The sequence below is a fragment of the Candidatus Phycosocius bacilliformis genome (assembly GCF_003112735.1).
In the GTDB taxonomy this organism is placed as follows: Bacteria; Pseudomonadota; Alphaproteobacteria; order Caulobacterales; family Aquidulcibacteraceae; genus Aquidulcibacter; species Aquidulcibacter bacilliformis.
Window position 1 is genome coordinate 84424 of the sequence record NZ_BFBR01000009.1, and the last position, 19878, is coordinate 104301.

The 19878-nt window shown below is 57.4% G+C and carries 16 protein-coding genes; 4 read left to right on the forward strand and 12 right to left on the reverse strand.

The window, feature by feature from the left end; translation table 11 throughout:
• The first annotated feature begins 4 nt into the window (after positions 1 to 4).
• Positions 5 to 739: an SDR family NAD(P)-dependent oxidoreductase gene (locus PbB2_RS13505; RefSeq protein ID WP_108985910.1), complete on the forward strand. Its 735-nt coding sequence runs from the start codon at positions 5 to 7 to the stop codon at positions 737 to 739.
• A 93-nt stretch (positions 740 to 832) separates the two neighbouring features.
• Entirely contained in the window at positions 833 to 1546 is a 714-nt protein-coding gene (locus PbB2_RS13510; RefSeq protein WP_108985861.1) for a hypothetical protein, read from the forward strand.
• Here PbB2_RS13510 and PbB2_RS13515 read toward each other — a convergent pair.
• The 12 genes from PbB2_RS13515 to PbB2_RS13570 form a co-directional block, all read right to left on the reverse strand.
• Positions 1543 to 2451 (reverse strand): aldose epimerase family protein, encoded by a 909-nt coding sequence (locus PbB2_RS13515; RefSeq protein ID WP_108985862.1) that lies wholly within the window; start codon positions 2449 to 2451, stop codon positions 1543 to 1545. The two genes, PbB2_RS13510 and PbB2_RS13515, sit on opposite strands and share 4 nt — an antisense overlap.
• Before the next feature lie 11 nt (positions 2452 to 2462).
• Entirely contained in the window at positions 2463 to 3878 is a 1416-nt protein-coding gene (gene pyk, locus PbB2_RS13520) for a pyruvate kinase (RefSeq protein WP_108985863.1), read from the reverse strand.
• Positions 3875 to 4504 (reverse strand): bifunctional 4-hydroxy-2-oxoglutarate aldolase/2-dehydro-3-deoxy-phosphogluconate aldolase, encoded by a 630-nt coding sequence (gene eda, locus PbB2_RS13525; RefSeq protein ID WP_108985864.1) that lies wholly within the window; start codon positions 4502 to 4504, stop codon positions 3875 to 3877. The genes pyk and eda overlap by 4 nt, the downstream gene beginning before the upstream one ends.
• Positions 4505 to 4513: 9 nt before the next feature.
• Entirely contained in the window at positions 4514 to 5494 is a 981-nt protein-coding gene (locus tag PbB2_RS13530; RefSeq protein WP_108985865.1) for a glucokinase, read from the reverse strand.
• Positions 5491 to 7383, reverse strand: coding sequence for a phosphogluconate dehydratase (gene edd / locus PbB2_RS13535; protein ID WP_108985866.1), 1893 nt, complete (start codon positions 7381 to 7383; stop codon positions 5491 to 5493). Before edd ends, PbB2_RS13530 begins: the two co-directional genes overlap by 4 nt.
• A 15-nt stretch (positions 7384 to 7398) precedes the next feature.
• Positions 7399 to 8130, reverse strand: coding sequence for a 6-phosphogluconolactonase (gene pgl / locus PbB2_RS13540; RefSeq protein ID WP_108985867.1), 732 nt, complete (start codon positions 8128 to 8130; stop codon positions 7399 to 7401).
• Positions 8112 to 9578: a glucose-6-phosphate dehydrogenase gene (zwf, locus tag PbB2_RS13545; protein WP_108985868.1), complete on the reverse strand. Its 1467-nt coding sequence runs from the start codon at positions 9576 to 9578 to the stop codon at positions 8112 to 8114. The genes pgl and zwf overlap by 19 nt, the downstream gene beginning before the upstream one ends.
• Positions 9579 to 9665: 87 nt before the next feature.
• Positions 9666 to 11348: an alpha-amylase family protein gene (locus tag PbB2_RS13550; protein ID WP_108985869.1), complete on the reverse strand. Its 1683-nt coding sequence runs from the start codon at positions 11346 to 11348 to the stop codon at positions 9666 to 9668.
• Between the two features lie 4 nt (positions 11349 to 11352).
• Positions 11353 to 12231, reverse strand: a complete 879-nt coding sequence (locus tag PbB2_RS13555; RefSeq protein WP_108985870.1) for a sugar ABC transporter permease — start codon at positions 12229 to 12231, stop codon at positions 11353 to 11355.
• Entirely contained in the window at positions 12228 to 14045 is a 1818-nt protein-coding gene (locus tag PbB2_RS13560) for a carbohydrate ABC transporter permease (RefSeq protein WP_238165025.1), read from the reverse strand. The genes PbB2_RS13555 and PbB2_RS13560 overlap by 4 nt, the downstream gene beginning before the upstream one ends.
• Positions 14042 to 15328, reverse strand: a complete 1287-nt coding sequence (locus PbB2_RS13565; protein ID WP_108985871.1) for an extracellular solute-binding protein — start codon at positions 15326 to 15328, stop codon at positions 14042 to 14044. The genes PbB2_RS13560 and PbB2_RS13565 overlap by 4 nt, the downstream gene beginning before the upstream one ends.
• Positions 15329 to 15331: 3 nt before the next feature.
• Positions 15332 to 16438: an ABC transporter ATP-binding protein gene (locus PbB2_RS13570; RefSeq protein ID WP_108985872.1), complete on the reverse strand. Its 1107-nt coding sequence runs from the start codon at positions 16436 to 16438 to the stop codon at positions 15332 to 15334.
• Between the two features lie 312 nt (positions 16439 to 16750).
• On the opposite strand from PbB2_RS13570, the gene PbB2_RS13575 reads away from it, so the two are divergent.
• Entirely contained in the window at positions 16751 to 17620 is an 870-nt protein-coding gene (locus tag PbB2_RS13575; protein WP_192576346.1) for a MurR/RpiR family transcriptional regulator, read from the forward strand.
• Positions 17620 to 19878 (forward strand): 1,4-alpha-glucan branching protein GlgB, encoded by a 2259-nt coding sequence (gene glgB / locus PbB2_RS13580; RefSeq protein WP_108985874.1) that lies wholly within the window; start codon positions 17620 to 17622, stop codon positions 19876 to 19878. Before PbB2_RS13575 ends, glgB begins: the two co-directional genes overlap by 1 nt.

Sequence of the window (19878 nt, forward strand, 5' to 3'; positions counted from 1 at the left end):
GCGCATGACACAGGTCAACCAACAGCATGTGATTATCCTTGGGGCCAGTGGCGCGATCGGCTCTGCTCTGGTTGAAGCCCTGCTCGCCGCGCCACACACACAGACAATCCGGTCCATAAGCCGGTCAGAATGCCACGCTTTGGACCCGCGTGTGAGCTGGTTAAGCTGTGATGTGACAGATGAGGACAGCATCGCCGCCGCAGCCGCTGCGTGCCAAACATCGGGGCCGGCAGACCTCATTATCAATGCGATCGGTGTTCTGCATGAAGAAGGATCAATCCGGCCCGAAAAGGGCTTGCGCGATTTGGATGGCGCCATGCTGACGCGCTTGTTTCAGATCAATGCAATTGGTCCGGCGCTTGTCCTAAAACATTTCTCCCCCCTTCTAGCACGCGACCGCCGGGCCATTTTTGCAAGCCTGTCGGCGCGGGTCGGGTCAATCAGTGATAATAAGGCGGGCGGCTGGTATGGTTACCGGGCCTCAAAAGCGGCCCTCAATCAGTTCATCAAGACCGCAGCGGTCGAACTCGCCATCAAGAGGCCTTCGGCCATTTGCGTTGGCTTGCATCCAGGTACCGTGCGCAGCCAAATGTCCGAGCCCTTCCTGCAACGCTACACGCGCAATGAAATTTTCGAACCCGCGACGGCCGCCGCCCATTTATTGTCGGTCATTGGCACGCTGATGCCAAGCGACAGCGGTAAAGTCTTTGGCTGGGATGGGCAGGAAATATTGCCTTGATTCAGGCCAAGGTTCGCGCCGCGCATCGACCCCTTTTGATATACCAAATTTTCCGATAGGCTCTCTCCCAAGAACAAACGGGGAGAGTTTGCGATGACGCATCGCACTATAACTGGCAAAATTGCCTATACATCGAAAAAGCCACATATGCTGGATCAGCCCCGCGGAGAAGAGACATTCCGCTTTACCCATCATGGTGATGGCCAGACCACATTGCGCGCTCATTGCTTCATTGCTGAGCCCGCACCGACTGTGATGCGGGATATCATTTATTCGATGGATGCGCGTCGTCGTCCGATGGACTGCCATGTCCGGCTGACTGTCGGTGACGCCTTCATGGGATCTGGCTGGTTCCGCTTTGGTGAATCCTTCATCGAATGCGAAAGTTATGGGCCAAGCATTGGGCGCGTGTCGCAGCGCGTTGAACTGGCCCACCCGATTGATGGGTTCGGCACCCATCCAATCGTCGCCGACGGCTATTTCCTCAGTCTTCATGACTGGGAAGCCCGCAAGCGGCACAGTTTCAATATGTATCTGCCTTCACCAGATCATCGCGGTGCCACTCCGCCCTTCCTCGCCCCGGTCAAGATCGATGGCCTGCTGATCGGGCACGAGGAAATCAAGGTCAAGGCCGGCACATTCTCCACCCGGCATTTCCAGTTTCTCGATGATGGCTCCAGCGGAATGGCCGGCGAGCATCCCGTTTATGACGTCTGGATCACAGATGACGATGATGCCATCTTCGTCCAAGGCGGGGTGGGCGGCTATATGCAGACGTGGTACGAGTTGGTTGAACTTGAGCGTTAGGCGTGCTGGTGGCCCGTCCAGAATGGCTTGAAACGGGTCACAATGGTCAGCGGCTTGTCAGTCAGCTCAACAACACCCAGACGACAGGGATCGGCCTCGGCAAAGGATACACACCGCGCTGTGACAGGTTCAAGACAGAAATAGCCGCTGCCTGGGGGCGTATAAAGTTGCAGCCGGGTGCAAGGCTCCGGAGTATCACCCACCAGAATCTGCGCCGTCACATCGACACCATGTTCAGGCCAGATAATCTGTGCACGGCCATTCCATCCCTCAAAACTATGGTCGAGATTGAGGTCTGTGGCAGCCACACCCTCTGCGAGACGCTCAACCACCTCTGTGCGCACAAGTTGGGTTGGCAAGGCTTCGCCTGATATCTCCCAAAGTGCTTGAGCGACGAATGAAATCTGCGCGCCTGCGCTGAGGAAATAAGGATGGGGGCCGAGGGATGACGGAAAAGGTCGATCATCTTTGCTCTGCACCGACAGACGCACTTCCACACCATCTGCGGACAGACGAAATGCTTGTCGAGTCTCAAAAACCCAAGGCCAATTCATGTCGCCATCATGATGCAGGACCAGCTCAATATGGTCGCTGCCAAGTGAGGCGACCTCCCACGGCACACGCCACCCAATACCGTGGAGCGGGTGGCTGCCACCGATCATATTGGGAGGAATATTTGTAACCACCCCTTCCCATTCAAACCGGCCATCTACAATGCGACTGGCATAGGGCGTCATCGGAAAACTCGACAATCCCAAGGGATCGCGGGCGGCGACTGCGCCTTCCACCGCCGGACGCAGCAAGGGCCTGCCATGCCAGTCCAACCTCGCAATCCCGCCCCCTGCTGAAGGCGCAATGGCCATCTGGAAGCCATGCGCGGCTAAGTCGATAAGCTCAGCGGTCATAAGCCTACCTCTTAGGTGGCACGCGCGATCCGCATCAGATTGGTGCCGCCTTTGGTGCCAAACGGCAGGCCAGCCACAATCACGATACGGTCACCAGGCTTTGCGGTTCCGACTTTGGAAGACATGGCGGAGGCCACACTGGCCATATCCTCCACATCCTTGGGGTCCTTGGTGACGCGGGCTTCCAAACCCCACACCAAGGCAAGCTTGCGTGCGGTCTTGATGCTGGGGGTTAGCACGAGAACAGGCTGCAGAGGCCGTTCGCGCGCGACGCGCAGTGCGGTGGTCCCTGTGGCGGTAAATGCCACCAGACAGGCCGCTTTTGAGGCATTGGCGGCCGTCCGGGCGGCGGCCGACACCGCGTCAGGCACAGCACTCTCAGGATCGGCATGTTCGGCATCCATTAAGCCGGGCCAACGAGGATCTGCTTCAACCCGCTCGGCAATCCGGCTCATCACGGCAACCGCCTCAAGCGGGAATTGGCCAGCAGCGGTTTCGGCTGACAGCATCAGCGCATCGGTACCCTCATAGACCGCATTGGCCACATCGCTCGCCTCCGCACGGGTGGGGGCTGCAGCCGAAATCATGCTTTCGAGCATTTGAGTTGCGACAATGGTTGGGACACCGCGCTCGCGCGCCATCCGCAAGATCAGTTTTTGGGCAACAGGCACATCTTCAGGTGCGAGTTCGACTCCTAAATCCCCACGGGCCACCATAACCCCGTCGCAATAGTCAAGGATTTCAGCAAGGCTTTCCAAAGCGGCTGGCTTTTCGATCTTGGCCAAACAGGCCGCCTTGCCATTAACCAGCTTTCTCAATTCCGCCATATCGGCTGGCCTTTGGACAAAGGAAAGCGCGACCCAGTCAACACCCAGACTAAGGGCAAACATCAGGTCTCTGCGGTCCTTGTCCGTCATGGCCGAGATCGGCAAAATCGCGGTAGGGACATTGACACCCTTCCGATCTGAGATGGGGCCTGGCTGGATCACCTCTGTGTGGACCCAATCCTCACCTTGTTCGAGAACCCGCAACCTGACCCGACCATCATCGATCAACAGATCATCCCCGACTTTGATCGCCGCAAAAATCTCCGGGTGAGGCATGCAGGCGCGCAAGATGTCTCCAGGTGCCGGGTCGCGATCAAGGCGAAAATGCGCTCCCTTCTCAAGATGCACTTTGCCTTCAGTGAACGTCCCTAAGCGGAGCTTTGGCCCCTGCAGATCAGCAAGGATCCCGATCGGACGACCGGCCGCTTTCTCAGCTGCTCGGACATTGGCATAGGCCTCTGCATGATCTTCGTGACTTCCATGACTGAAGTTCATGCGAAAGACGTCAACTCCGGCCTGGGCAAGCGCGAGTGTCATTTCCGCAGACCGGCTGGCAGGGCCCAAAGTGGCGACAATCCGTGTGCGGCGATTACGGATCATGGCTTTTTGAATCCTGCTGCTTTGCGGGCATTGGCTTCGATGGTGGCAAAATCGCCAGCAGCAATCAGTTCCGGAGTGGCAATCCAAGTGCCGCCGACAGCCACCACATTGGGCAGGGCGAGATAGCTGTCAATCTTGTCGGGCGTGACCCCTCCGGTTGGACAAAAGCGGGCATCGGGCAATGGCCCGGCAAAGCTTTTCAGCGCCGCTGCACCGCCAGATTGCTCAGCGGGGAAAAACTTCAAAATGCCAAAGCCCTCCTCCAACCGGCTCATCACCTCAGTGGCTGTGGCCACGCCAACCATGACATTGGCGTCGGCCTTCAAGAGAGCCGCTCGCAGGCCCGGGCTGGATCCGGGAGTCACAATGAAATCGGCACCAACTTTAAAGCAGGCCTCGACATCGCCCTCACTCAATACCGTCCCTGCGCCAATAGCCAGATCTGGCGCAGCGGCCTTCATCAGAGCGATGGCTTCAAGGGCAACAGGCGTGCGCAGGGTCACTTCAAGATTCTTCAGACCCCCGGCCTGAAGTGCCAATGCCAATTGCTCTGCCTTCTCCAGCTCAGCAATGGTGAGGACCGGAATAAGGGGCGCGGCCCGAAGCTGGGATGCAAAGCTGGTCATCGACCTCTCCTAACCAAAAGAAACAGGGTCCGACTTAGGACCAAAGAATGCGGCCCCTTCGAGGGCAGCAAAGCCATTCCGGGCCCGTCGAACAGGGATACCCCTCAGATAGCCACTGATCTGTCCGCGCTCCAGCAGCCGGCTTGCAAATGTCGGCGTCCGCATAAACGGAGCCAAGGCTTCAGAAACCCCTCCCGCAATCACACACCCCCCACGCGCACCTGTGGCCAAGATTGCATTTCCCGCGAATGTCGCCAAAGAATTGATCATAATCTCCACGGCCTCAATAGCAGAGGGATCATCTCCGGCAATCGCAGCCGGCCCAATCTCGTCACCACCTCTAAGACGCGCCACGCGACTTTCAAGCCGAGCGATCGCCTTATAGAGACGGTCAAGCCCGAGACCCGACACCAAATTCTCATAGCTCACATAGGGCAGCTCCTGCACAACAAGATCCAAAATCTCACGCTCGCGCGCAGAGCAAGGCGCATAAGCCTGGTGGCCGCCCTCGGTCGAAATCACGGACCAGCCAGACCCATCTGGTACGAGCAGAGCCATACCCAAACCAGTGCCAGGCCCCAAGACGACAATTGGTGCCCCAGGCTGGGCCTCACCATCGATCAGCACTTCAAAGGCGTCAGGACCATTTGCCGGCACAGCCCGAGCTTGAGCGGCAAAGTCATTGACCAAGGTCACGCTATCAAAGCCAAAGCGCGATTTAATCGCGCTGGCCGACACTACCCAGTCAGAATTGGTAAAGCGTACGCTGTCTGCGCCGGTCGGTCCAGCGAGCGCAAACACCGCTGTCTTGGGCAAGGCGCGACCCTCATCGCGCCACGCCGCAATTGCGTCTTCCAAGCCAGCAAAGGACAGAACCGGCATGCGCGCCACATCTGACAATTCAACTTGCTGAGTGTTGCTGATGCGCGCAGTGGCCAAGCGAACATTGGTACCGCCGACATCACCGACAAGAATTGGGGCCTTGCTCATGCATCAGCCTCAGCAGATTGTGGCGATTGATCCTGCTGCATGTCGGCGACATCGTCATCAGGGTCCATGTCGCCAAAGGGCATAGCGCCCTCCTCGGCCGTACTGACGAGGGCACGGAACATGCCAAACATCTCTCGGCCAAAGCCGCGCGTGACCCCTGCCACCACTTTGGTATCAAAGTCTCGGGTTTGCCACACCTCATCGGCCACCAGTGCATCAAGCGTTCCAGCCTCGGCATCAACCCGGATGATATCACCGTCGCGAACCTTGCCAATCGGACCGCCCGACTTAGATTCAGGACTGACATGAATGGCTGCCAACACCTTCCCAGACGCCCCTGACATACGACCGTCGGTCACCAACGCAACCTTGAAACCGCGATCCTGCAGGACGCCAAGAGGCGGGGTCAACTTATGCAATTCCGGCATGCCCGTGGCTGCCGGTCCCTGCCCGCGCACAACTACGACAACATCGCGATCAAGCTCGCCTGCTTTAAAGGCCGCGTGTAAGCTGGCTTGATCCTTGAACACGCGCGCTGGTGCCTCGACAATACGGTGCTCGGCATTGACCGCAGAGACCTTAACGCACCCGCGGCCGAGATTGCCTTCGACCAAACGCAAACCACCGTCTTTCGAAAACGGTGTCGCAACCGGGTTTAGCACTTGGTTGTCCCCACTCTGCAGGGGTGCGTCACGCCACTCTAGGCCGGTCTCCGTCAAGAAGGGCTCGCGGGTATAGGCTTCCAGCCCTTGACCAGCCACGGTCAGCACATCGCCATGTACAAGGCCGGCGGTGAGCAATTCGCGGACCAGAAAGCCCATGCCGCCTGCAGCATGGAAGTGATTCACATCGGCCACACCATTTGGGTAGACCCGGCATAAGAGCGGTGTCGCTGAAGAGAGGTCATGGAAGTCATTCCAATCCACAATCAGGCCAGCGGCCTGAGCAATGGCTGGAATATGGATCATCTGATTAGTCGAGCCACCCGTGGCACACAGGCCGACAATGGCGTTCACGATGGCGCGCGCATCCACAACCTGACCAATCGGAATATAGGTATCGCCCAATTGCGTGATCTGGCTGGCCCGCAGGGCACAGGCTTCGACAAGCGCTGTCCGCAAGGGTGTATTGGGATTGATAAAGGCCGTGCCGGGGACGTGCAGACCCATGATTTCCATCAGCATCTGGTTTGAATTGGCTGTCCCATAGAAAGTACAGGTTCCAGGGCTGTGGTAGCTTTGGGATTCTGCTTCCAAGAGCGCATCCCGGCCAACCTTGCCCTCAGCGAACAATTGGCGGATACGGGCCTTTTCGGGATTTGGCAGGCCTGAGGGCATGGGTCCGGCTGGACAAAAAATCGAGGGCAACCAGCCATGGCGCAGCGCCCCGATCAACAGACCCGGCACGATCTTGTCGCAAACACCCAGATAAATCGCTGCATCGAACGTATCATGCGACAAAGCAATGGCCGCACCCATGGCAATTGTATCGCGTGAGAACAGCGACAATTCCATCCCTTCGAAGCCCTGGGTGATGCCGTCGCACATGGCGGGCACCCCGCCGGCCACTTGGGCGGTCGCCCCTGCTTTGCGTGCTGCCTGCTTGATGATGTCAGGATAGGCGGCCAAAGGCTGATGGGCCGAGAGCATGTCATTATAGGCCGTGACGATGCCAATGTTCGCCCAGCGACCAGTCTTGAGCATTTCCTTGTCCTGCAAGGGACAGGCGGCAAAGCCGTGTGCTTGATTGGCCGCCGCCAGTCGCACTCTGGCCGGATCTGGTGAGCGACGCGAGTCGATCAGGTCCAAATAGCGCTGGCGTCGCAGCTTGGAGCGCGCCTCAATTCGTGCGGTAACAGCTTCAACAACTGGATGCAAAGATGTGGACATGGTTATTGCTCTCGATCAACTGGCCCAGAATGTCACAAACCGAGGCCCCGCTGCCTCGATTGCCGCCCGTATCGGTGCTTGAGTGATCGGTGCGGTAACTGCACTTTCCAGGATGGCCTTCTTGTCGTCGCCAAACAGGAGCAGGAGAACGTGGCCCGCTTCGCACACGCAGGGCAAAGTCATGGTCATACGCTCGCGATAGGGCAATGCCACTGGGGCTTGCCCGGCATCAACGCCGATCACGCTGGCGCGGGTGTCGGGATTAAGACAAGCCGCAAGGTCTGGCGAACCGGGAAACCAGGATGCGGTGTGCGCATCAGGCCCCATCCCCAAAACAATCGCGTCAAAGGGGCGCAACTCGGCCATGATGGCATTGATGTCAGCTTCGGCCTGCCGCGCCGACAGCGTCGGGCGCACCAAGCCATGTATCGTCACGCCCGTCGCCGCACCAAAGGCCCGCTCGATCATTGCCTGATTGGAACCGGGGTTATCGGTGCTAACCCAGCGATCATCAACAAGCGCGATGTCGATTTGTGACCAGTTCAGGTCAAGAGCCGCAAACGCGCGATAGGCGGGTTCGGGGCTTGATCCCCCGGACAAGGCAATGCGGGCCCTGCGCCCCGCCTTGTGGGCCTCAGCAACCCGACTTGCCAGTGCCGAGGCCAAGGCCTCACCTGCTGCCGGCCGACTTGGAAAGCTCAAGAGCGGGAAGGCCAATGTGCTTTCCATCATATCAGATCCCGCCATTTTCGGCCATCACGGTCCATCAGCAAAGCCGCTTGCAAGGGCCCATCGCTTCCAGCTGTATACGGATGAGGATGGCTTGACGTTGCGTCCCAAGCTGCAATGACCTGATCCACCCAAGCCCACGCGGCCTCGACCTCATCCTTGCGCATGAAGAGTGACAGATTGCCCCGCACAACATCCATCAAGAGCCGCTCATACGCATCGGGATAGCGCAATGTAAAAGCTGTTTCATAGGACAAGTCGAGCGGCACCGACTTCACCCTGAGGCCGCCTGGCCCCGGTTCCTTGATCTGCAGCCACATCTCCATTCCTTCATCAGGCTGAAGACGCATGACAAGCTGATTGGGTTCGCCGCCTTGGTCAAACAAGCTGTGGGGTGGGGGCCGGAACGTGACGACAATCTCAGAACGCCGAGATGGAAGCCGTTTGCCAGTGCGCAGGTAAAAAGGCACGCCCGACCAGCGCCAATTGGCAATCTCGGCCTTCAGGGCAACATAGGTTTCAGTCGAACTTGTCCGTCCCGGCCCCAATTCCTCAAGATAGCCTTTAACAGGTTCACTCTCGACCAAACCTTCTCGATATTGGCCGCGAACACTATGTGCGGCAACATCATTTGGCCCAATCGGCACAAGCGCCTGGAGCACTTTGATCTTCTCTGTACGGATGGCATCAGCATCAACCGAATTGGGCGGCTCCATCGCCACCAAACACAAGAGCTGCAGCAAATGGTTCTGGACCATGTCGCGCATCGCGCCCGACTTGTCATAATAATCGCCGCGACTGCCAACACCAATGGTCTCAGCCACCGTGATCTGAACATGGTCAATCGCAGCCCGTGACCAAACAGGTTCAAACAACGCATTGGCAAAGCGCAACACAAGCAGGTTCTGGACGGTTTCTTTGCCCAAATAATGATCGATCCGATAGACGCGGTCTTCGGAGAAAACTTCGGCCACCGCATCATTAATCGCCTTGGCGGAGGCCAAGTCGCGGCCCAAAGGCTTTTCCAACACAACACGCGACAGAGGCGATACCAAACCCGCATCACGCAATTGTGCACAAATACCACCGAACACCGAGGGCGGGGTTGAAAGATAAAACACCCGAACCTTATCCTTACCGCCTGCTAACGATTGCACAAGCAAATCCCACGGCCCGTCGGCCCGGGTGGCGTCCAAAGCCACATAGTCAATCAAATCCAAAAAAGCTTGAAACTCGGGCGAACTGGCGTCGCCCTTGGCAAGATTGACAAAACCGTCACTGACACTTTTGCGGAAGGCGTCCCGCGTCAGCGCCTGACGAGCGACACCAACAATGCGGCTGTCGATTGGAATCTGTCCGTCCTTGAAGCGATGAAACAAGGACGGAAACAATTTGCGCAGCGCAAGATCGCCCGACGCGCCAAAGACCACGAGGTCAAAACTGGGAACGGGTACGAATTCAGCCATGTCTGCGCTCCATCAGAACTTTCGGTTATAGAGATTTGTCGCAAGGTCCAGCGCCAAATCAGTGTCTTTCCAGATAGGCCCTATGCCTCAATGAACAGCCTGCAGCTGTATGATCCCGGTGCTCAAGGGCGGCAGATCAATTTCAATCGACCCCGCACTCGACTGAACCCCCACATCCCCTATCAGCAGGCGTGATCCCCGAAGGTTTGCAAGATCGACAGCCTCCCGCGTGAGACGGATGCGCCGGGCATGGTCAGATACATTCATGATCAGGACGTATTTCTCGTTTCCCAGAGATTTGAGATCTGCATACACATCTTGATCGGAAAAAAGATGTGTGCGGGCCCCGGATGACAGCGCTGGGCTGACTTTCCGTAAGGTCAGTAACTCGGTCAGGTAGGAGCGCAGTGCAAGCGCTTTGGGCAGCACTTCGGATTCTTTTGCATTGACCGGGGGCAATTTGACCATGTTTCGCGCAATGTGGTCATCACATGTCTGGCTTTTCCCGCAATTTTGTCCTGTCCGACCTGAAAAGCCCGGCACCTCGGCACCAAGCTCTTCGCCATAATAGAATGTAATCGGGCCCGACCACGCGGCCATAAAGGTAAAGGCCAGACGATGGCGCGCCCAATAGGAATCGGCCTCTTGCCCTCCCTTGCCCGCCCGCTCAATCAGGTCACCGAAACGGACAAGGTCGTGATTACCCAGCATGAGATTGGGGATGGCATGGTCAGGATAGTTGCTGTGGGCACCCAGTGCCCAAGGCTCCACCAAAGTCCTCGCGGGGCGGTTCTTTGTGCCGGCTTCGTCGCTGGCCAAGACCTGGACCAAGGCATAGCGAGTGGGAAAGTCGAAAGCGCTTGTCAGGCCCGGCGCCTCGCTCGTGCCATAGGCAGCGCGAATGTCATCCGCTTTCCGCCAGATTTCGCCAACGACATAGCCCGATTTTGGTCGAACAGAGGCCGCCTCCTCAACAATTTGGCTTAGGCGCGCCAATGCGGGATTGGGAAGCTGATAGGCCTGATCCAGTCGCCAACCATCTATGCCAAACCGCTCAATCCAATAGCGAGCCACTTCTTCATAAAAAGCGAGCGACTGGGGCTGATCGAAATCAACAACTTGGCCGGGATAATTTTCAGGGTGGCCAAAATAATCGCTAACCCGATTTGACGTTGCCGGAACAATGCCTGTTGGTGAGGGCGTGATCCCGCCTTTATGATGGCCGAACACACCATCAAATATGATCTTGATACCGCGCTGATGGGCTTGGTCGACAAGGGTGCGAACGTCGGCCTCGCTGCCAAACTGCGGATCGATCCGGAAATAATCGCGTGGATAATAGCCCGTTCCGTCGAGGCGTTGGTTGACCACCTTCTTGCCCGAGACCCTAAGCTGAGGCTCCCCGGCATGGGACTCAAATATGGGGGTGAGCCAAATCGCATTGAAGCCCATCGCTTGGATCATATCTAAAGACTGGATCACGCCGGCCAAATCTCCGCTATGGGGTCCTGGGCCATAGGCCGATCCTGCCCCGACGGCTCCATTGCCATCGACAAAGCTGCTGACCATCACTTGGTACAGTCTTAGATCACAATATGGGCTGGCTGCCCGGTTGCAGGGCAGACGCGCTTCGACAGGGCCTTGAGGCTTCTCAATAATCACGCGCTGGTTGTCTGCTTCAACCCGTGACGGGCCAAAGATCACACCCAGACAAGCCCACAGCAATATTGATGCCTGCCCACCCAATCGCCAGAAAAAGCGTGCTGGCATCGTATCAGCCCTTCACGCCACCAGCCGTCAGCCCGGAAACCAGGAAACGCTGCAACACGAGGAACAACGCCACTACGGGCAGCGACACCAAGATCGAACCAGCAGCAAAATAGCCCCATTGGCTGGAATATTCACTGACAAAGAAACGCAAGCCAACCGGGGCCGTATAAAGTGCCTCTTCGTCCATGAAGGTCGCCGCAAGAATGAATTCGTTCCAAGCTGTCATGAAGCTGAATAGCGCCGTCACGGCCACTGCCGGTCGGGCCAAGGGCAGGACGATCTGGAAGAAAATGCGCGAAGGGGAACAGCCATCCATGATCGCGCTTTCCTCGATCTCCATGGGGATGGAGTCAAAATAGCCCTTCAACATCCACACACAAAACGGAATCGCGGTCACTGAATAGACAATAACCAGCGCCCAGATTGAGTTATCAAGATCGAGCCAGTCGACAATAATGACATAGAGCGGGATCAACATCAGCGTGCCTGGAAACATTTGGGTGACCAGAAACAACGTCATCCCAAATTCCCGGCCTTTGAAGCGGAAGCGGGAAAAAGCATAACCTGCCGAGCAGGCCAATGCGACGCCAAATACAGTTGTCAATGCCGCAACAATCAAGCTGTTGAGCATCCATTTCAGAAACGGCTGGTCTCGCAAGACGCCCACGAAATTATCAAGCGACCATTGTGTCGGCACCGGCGTGGCCGCGCGCATTCGGTCCCAGAAGCCAGGATTTGCCGGCAGATCGGCCAAGCCAATATTCTGTGTGCCCGAAAATGCCAGGGCCAGCACCCAGAAAATTGGATAGAGTGCCAGAAGGACGATGATCATCAGGATCGGATGCAGCCAGAGCGGTGCCTTCTTGGTATCAGACGAGGTCATTTGTTATTGGCCTCCGTGGCCGAGGTCGCGCGGATTTGGAAGACCCCATAAACCAAGAGAATGAGGAAGATCACCACCGAATAAGCCGCCGCATAGCCATAGCGATATTCTTCAAAGGCAATACGATATGCCCGTGTCACCAAAATCTCATTGGCCCCCGACGGTTGACCAGCGCTGACGAGATAAATGACGTTGAACATGTTAAACGTCCAAACCACCGAAACAATGATGGCCGGCAGGAGCGCGGGCCGTAGGCTGGGAAGAGTGATGTACCAGAATTGTTGCCAGGGCGAGGCCCCGTCGATCCGGGCTGCCTCATACATATCCTCATCAACAGCCTGTAGCGCGCCGAGCGCGACAACCATCATGAAGGGAAAGGATAGCCAAGCATTGGTCGCAAGCCCGGTCATGAAGCTGGGCACCACATTATCGAACCATTGCACTGGCTGGCCGCCAAAGGCCTGAATCGCCTGATTGATCGCCCCAAATTGGGGATGGAACATCCCTTTCCAAGTGAGCGCCGTAATATAATTAGGAATAGCCCAAGGCAGAATAAGAAGCGTGCGATAAATGGCCACCCCACGCAGGCCCTTGATGTTGAGCAAGAGCGCCATCGCCAAGCCAATCGACACACCCAACACCACATTGGAAATCGTCCAAACAATGGTGACACCCAATGTCCAGTAAAAGTTCTGGTAATTGAAGGCATTGCCACCGCCGCCGAAGTTAAAGTCGATCAGAATGGACGCATAATTGGCAAACCCCACCCAGCGATCCGCCCAGCTCGCTCCCTGGTTGAGGAGTGTTGTGTCAGTGAAGGACAGGACAACACCATAGAAGAAGGGGAAAAAAGCCAAGAGCAACATGCCAATCAGCGCTGGGGCGACATAGGCATAAGCCGTTGGGTTTTCGGCGATCGCCTTCCAGCTCGCGTTCGCAGCACCAAACCCGATAAAGGCACCCAGCAGCGCACCAAGCACGCCGGTCAGCAGCATGGAATGGCCCAGACCCGCTGCGTCCATCACAGCGCTCATCAGCTCTGGCTTAAACGGAGGGGGGGATCCAGCCATCAAAAGGCCCTGATTGGCGGCGACTGCACGCACAGCCTCACCCAGTATATTAAGTTCTTGGTTCATCTGGCTGATCAGGACTGGCGCATCCCCAGCCAGACCGGCCTGGGCAAGCTGGCCAAGCGCCAAGCCAGCTGCAAGCGGCAGAACAAGGCTGATCCAAGGCCCAAGAGCTTGCAGCCGCACCGCCAACGCGCAGGCGACGACCGTCACCAGACCCAAAAGCCCCCACTGCCAAAGCGCAATAAGGGGTGGGCCGGTCGGGCCCAAAGGCTTGACGATTTCCACCACCCCCACACGCTGACCATCGACAATGACCGGGGCCGCGGCGCGCGCACCCTCAGGTGTCATCGTTAGACTTACCCCCTCTGTGGGCACTGAGAGGATGAGGTCATAGAGCGGCTTTTCTGAAATCTTCAAAGGCCGACCAGATTGACCCCCTGCAATTTCTTCAGGCCAATTGCTATGAACAAGCCGCTTCCCATCACGCAGGACAAGCCGATAGCGGTCGGTCTGCTGATCGGCCCGCGCCAAGCTGTCGGACAAGAGGGATGCCAGGGCTTGATCAGTCTGACCATCTGTCAGTGCAACCGAGGTCAGCCCGGCAAGTTCAACGGCAATGGCCTTAGCAGCCATCCCAGCACTGAGTGCCTGACGATGTTGACTCGCCTGGGATAGGAACACCAACGCGCCACACACAAGCAGCAGCATGGCCGAGACAATGGCTGTCAGATTTTGCTTCATGCACGCCCCCCGGCTTGCGAGGCCCGCAAAGACTGTATCGCCACCTGCACCTCTTTCTGACAATCATCCCAAGCAGCCTGGGCACTTGTTTCCATTTTGGTAAACCGCTTCATGGCCCGGTCTGCCGGTGACCACACGAGGGTCATCTCTGGCTGATTGGGCATTGGCACGGCCAGTGCGCCCTGTGCCTTGAATGCACTAATGACCGAATTGCCCGCCAGTCGCGGATCGCCATAGGCAGCCGAAGACGCCGGCAATTGCCCACCGTCCAGCGCCAGGATGAGGGCCGCTTCAGGACCGGCAAGGAAACTGGCAAACTGCCAGGCCTCGTATTCGTCCTGCGTTCCAGCTGCCAGATAAATGGCCTCGACCGTCATCCAAGGCCGGATGGGTCGGCCTCCGGCCTCGCTGATTTGCGGCAGAACAGCCACGCCCACATCAATATCCTTTGCCGCTTCGGCAAGGAACCAAGGCCCGCTCATCACCATTGCGGCGCGCTTTTCATTGAACAAGGCCGTGACCAAGGAATTTGCTGGATCGTCCGGCAGGAGACCCAGCTCACTGCGCCAGCGGCGGACCAGATTGCTCGCGGCAATATTGGCGGGATGATTGAGGATGAGTTCGCCTTGCTCATCAAAAGCGCCACCGCCGAAGCCATTGGCAAGACCGGCATGGAAAAAATAATCGTCATAGGCATAGGCAAAGCCGAAGCGGCCGCGCGCCTTGTCGGTTAAACCTGTTGCCAAATCGACCATTTCAGCAGTGGTCTCGGGCGGGGCCTTGATACGGTCGCGATTGTAAATCAAGGCGGCCGATTTAAAATTGAGCGGGAGGGCATAAGTGATGCCGCGATAGGTCGTGGCGTCGAGCATGCCGGGCAAAAAGGCCGCCCGCTCGGCTGGGCCCAAAAAGAAGTCGATCGGAGCGACTGTGTTTCCGGTCTCGACCCAGCCGCCGAGCCGATCGTGGGAGAAGATGAACAGATCTGGGCCCTTGCCACGCGGAACAGCGGCGGAAATCTTGTCGGCAAAAGCGTCATTTGGTACCCCGACACAGCGCACAGGGCGGACCCTGCCGGCCTGCCGCGCCGAATAGAGCGCCGCCACCTTTTCGAGGGCTGCCTTCTCACGCCCGCGATACGCGTGCCACACCACCAATTCGGCCCGATGCCTTGCATTTGTCCGCGAGCAAGCCCCCAGCCAGGTCATGCCAGACAGCCCGATCCCTGTTGCCAGAATCGACCGCCTGGTGGGTGATCCCCCGTGATCGGCTGGGTCAGCCATCCCTTAGTCCCTCTCTGGCAGTCGCTGGTGAGTGACCGCATCAAAGAAATGCGCTTTGTCGAGGTCAGCCTCAACCTGCACCATGTCGCCCATTTTGGGGCTGGGCTCTTGACCATGACTTTTGGCAATCAGGCTGGTGCCGTCGATATCTAAGTGGATCAAGACCTCATGACCCAATGTTTCAACCATATCGACACGCCCGGTGAAACGGGCAGATGCTGCTGGCTTGCCCTGCCCTGCCAAGCGCACATCCTCTGGGCGCAAGCCGATCTCGATCCCCTCATGTGCCCCCAAATCCCAGCGCGCAGGCAGGTCAAAACCCGGACTGCCCGGCGCATGGATCGACCGGCCCTGTAGCCGACCTTGCAGAATCGACATGCTGGGTGCCCCGATGAACCGGGCGACAAACACATTGCGGGGCCGATGATAGAGTTCCAATGGCGCGCCGACTTGCATCAGATTGCTGTCACCAGCCTCTGCCAAGGGGGCGAGGACGGCAATGCGATCACCCATGGTCATGGCTTCTGTCTGGTCGTGTGTGACATAAACCGCCGTAGTGCCAAGGCGCTTTTGCAATCGCGAAATCTCGGCCCGCATGCCGGTGCGCAATTTGGCATCAAGATTGGACAAGGGCTCGTCAAACAAAAAGACCGATGGGTCCCGCACGATGGCCCGGCCCAATGCGACCCGTTGGCGCTGGCCGCCTGACAATGCCTTGGGCTTGCGGTCAAGATAGGGATCAAGCCCCAGAATGGACGAAGCTTCTTGGACCCGTCGATCAATCTCGTCCTTTGGTGTTTTGCGCACTTCCAACCCGAAAGCGACATTTTGACGAACCGTCATGTGGGGATAAAGCGCGTAGGATTGAAACACCATCGCCACGTCGCGGTCTTTTGGCTTGACGTCATTGACAATGCGATCCGCAATCCTGAGCTGTCCGGAGCTTACCGTTTCAAGCCCTGCAATCATGCGTAAGGCAGTGGACTTGCCGCACCCTGACGGGCCGACCAGCACCATGAATTCCCCGTCCCTGATCTCGAGAGACAGGTTCTTGATGACATCAGTTTCGCCATATCGCTTTGCGACGGATTGAAAAGTGATGCCAGCCATGCCGTCTTCCTGCCCCTGCTCACGCGCAGAAACCGAAAATCACAGCCGTGGAGATGCGGGCCGATTGGCCGCGGGTCCATGCTTGCCGGACAAAAGTCGCCTTTTGGCAGCAAATGCCCACCCAGGTCTGCTTCTCTCCCCGACTGCAGTTTCCACCCTGTGGAGGGTTCGTCTGCCGTTCGTTTGTTTTGGTATTGCACATTTGATGTAGCAAAACTACAAAACCTACGCAACACGCGTTCAAGGATGGCATTGGGCGCAGAAAATGCGTATAAATCAAGTCAAGAAACAACAGTCGACAGGGGGGAAGCGGTGATCATCACTCAGATCGATTCGCATCTTGCCCAATTGCGCCCTTCCGAACAGCGGGTCGCACGCTTTGTTCTGGGGCGGCCGACTGTTGTTGTAGAAATGTCGATTGCCGACTTGGCAGAGCGCGCCGAAGTGTCCGAACCCACCATCATGCGGTTCTGCAAGGCCATTGGCTGCATGGGCTTCATGGACTTCAAGCTTAGTCTGGCGCGCGACTTGGAACGCCGCACATTGTCCATGAGTCGGCAAAACCCGCACGTAAAGGGTCATAACGCCCTGGGTCAGGCTTTGTTTGAGCAGGTCACCAAGTCGCTGGGCCAACGCGGGGCGGCTCTGGGCCTCGACAATATGGATGAATTTCTCGAAATTTGTGCCGGCAGTGGGCAGATCATCATCCTGCATTCAGGCGCTGAGACTTTGTTCGCCGAAACCTTGGTCAAATCCCTGCGCGCCTGCGCGTTTGAAGTGTGTGATCAGACCGAAACACTAACAAGCGGTCGACGGGACTGCCTTCTGGTTATTGCCTTGAAGTCGGCCGGCCGCATGCCTGGGATCGAAACCTTCTTGAACGAAATTTGCGAGGCAGGTGGCCGTGTCGTCCTGATTGGCCATGCCGGTCTACCCGCCAGCTTTGCCCTTGGCCAATTGGGGTCGGATCTGGCAGATCATGTCGCCTATGCCGCCTTAATTGAGGCAATTAGACTGGGGATTGAGGCGCGGCTATCGACATCTGGGCATTTTTCCCAAGCTGATTCTGAAATGCTGCAATCTCAGCGAGAGATGGCCTATGACGACGCCCGTCGGCGCGACCGGCAAACTGCAGAGCAGGGTGACACTGCCGAGCGCCTCATGATCAAGGGGACAGGTTGATGGCCATCAGAACCCGGAAACAAAAGCCAGTGGCCGATACGCCGCTGCACACCACACACACAATGTCCACAGACCTTGCCCATCCCGATGAAATTGCTGCCTTAATCGGCGGCCGCCACGCCAACCCGTTTGCCTTTCTCGGACCCCATCTTGACGAGGCGGCCTCGACGTGGATCATCCGGTGTTTCCTGCCAGGGGCAGAAAGCGTGGCTGTGGTGTTCGAGGACCAAGCGGTGGAGATGGTCCAGCTCCATAAGGAGGGTCTGTTCGCGGCGCGCATCGAACTAGTCCCCGGGCGCCCACATTATCACTTTAAGGCAAGATGGGACGGCCGGGACATCGCTCTTGAAGATCCTTTTCGCTTCCCTGTCATCCTCAATGGGAAGGAAATCTTGAGGTTCCGACAAGGCCAGCTGTGGCGGGCCTGGGAAACCCTGGGTGCACGAAGCCTGACACTTGAGGGGGTTCACGGCTTTGCCTTTGCCGTCTGGGCACCAGCAGCACAGCGGGTGTCAGTGGTCGGACCCTTCAATAATTGGGACGGTCGCCGTCACATCATGCGCAAGCTGCATGATGCGGGCATATGGGAGATTTTCATCCCCGGCCTGTCAGTTGACGACATTTACAAGTACGAAATCATTGGGGCGGACGGCAGTTTACAGCCTCTCAAATCCGACCCCTTTGGCCAGGCCGCCGAAGTGCGCCCTGCCAATGCCAGCCGCTTGGTGGAGCCGGTTAAGGCTAATAATCAAGACCAGAATTGGCTGGAAAACCGCCATAGCCGCCATGGACTTGATGCACCCATTTCCGTCTATGAAGTTCATGCCGGCTCTTTCAGGCGTAAGCCTGAAGAGGGAAACCGCCCCCTCACCTATGGCGAATTGGGTGACTGGCTGATCCCTTATGTACGCGAGATGGGCTTTACCCATGTTCAATTCATGCCACTCACCGAATATCCCTTCGACGGGTCCTGGGGTTATCAACCTGTCGGCATGTATGCGGTGACGAGTCGGTATGGCTCTCCCGATGAGTTCCGTGACTTGGTTGCCCGCCTGCATGCCGCCGATATCGGGGTCTTGTGCGATTTTGTTCCCGCCCATTTCCCAATTGATGGCCATGGTCTCAACCGTTTCGACGGGACAGCCCTTTATGAACATGCCGACCCCCGGCTGGGCTTCCACCCTGATTGGAAGACCAATATTTACGATTTCACCAAGCCGGAAGTGGTCAATTTTCTGGTCTCATCGGCCCTCTATTGGCTCGACCGGTTCAAGATTGATGGGCTTCGCGTCGATGCGGTCAGCTCGATGCTCTATTTGGACTATTCGCGCGCTGAAGGTGAGTGGATACCCAATATCTATGGCGGCAACATCAATCTGGAAGCCGTCCAATTCATGCGTCGCCTCAATGAGATGTGCTATGGTGAAGCCGATGGCATCATGATGGTGGCTGAGGAGTCCACCGCTTGGGCCGGTGTGTGCAAGCCGACCTATGACGGCGGTCTGGGCTTCGGGTTCAAATGGAACCTTGGCTGGATGCATGACACCCTGCAATATATGAGCCGAGATCCCATACATCGCGCTTGGCACCATGGCGAGATCACGTTTGGGCTGGCCTATGCTTGGTCGGAGAACTTCATGCTGGCCCTCAGCCATGATGAAGTTGTCCATGGCAAGGGATCCATTTTCTCGCGCATGCCTGGGGATGATTGGCAGCGCTATGCCAATCTGCGGGCCTATTACGCCCTCATGTGGGCTCATCCTGGCAAAAAGCTGATTTTCATGGGGGCTGAATTCGCCCAAGTCGCTGAATGGAATTATGAAGGCAGCCTTGATTGGCACCTGCTCGACCAACCTGGTCATCGCGGCGTGCAGTCCTTGGTGCGCGATCTCAACCATCTGTATCGATCATTGCCCGCATTGCATCAGCGCGATTGCGACCCTTCAGGCTTTGACTGGGTACAAGCCGATGCCGCTGATGTGTCGGTCTTTGCTTTCCTGCGCTGGAACCATGACCGCAGCGAGAAGCTGTTGGCTTTGATCAACATGACGCCTGTCCCCCGAACAGAGTATCGGGTCGGGGTGCCCCATGCCGGTCGCTGGAAAGTGATCCTCAACACAGATTCTGCCGCTTATCACGGCTCGAATTATGATGGTCCCGACCAAGTGGAAGCCGAGGCTGTGGCCTTCAATGGCCAGCCTCACTCGATCGTCCTGACCCTGCCTCCCTTGGCGGGCCTCTATCTGATCCCCGCATAG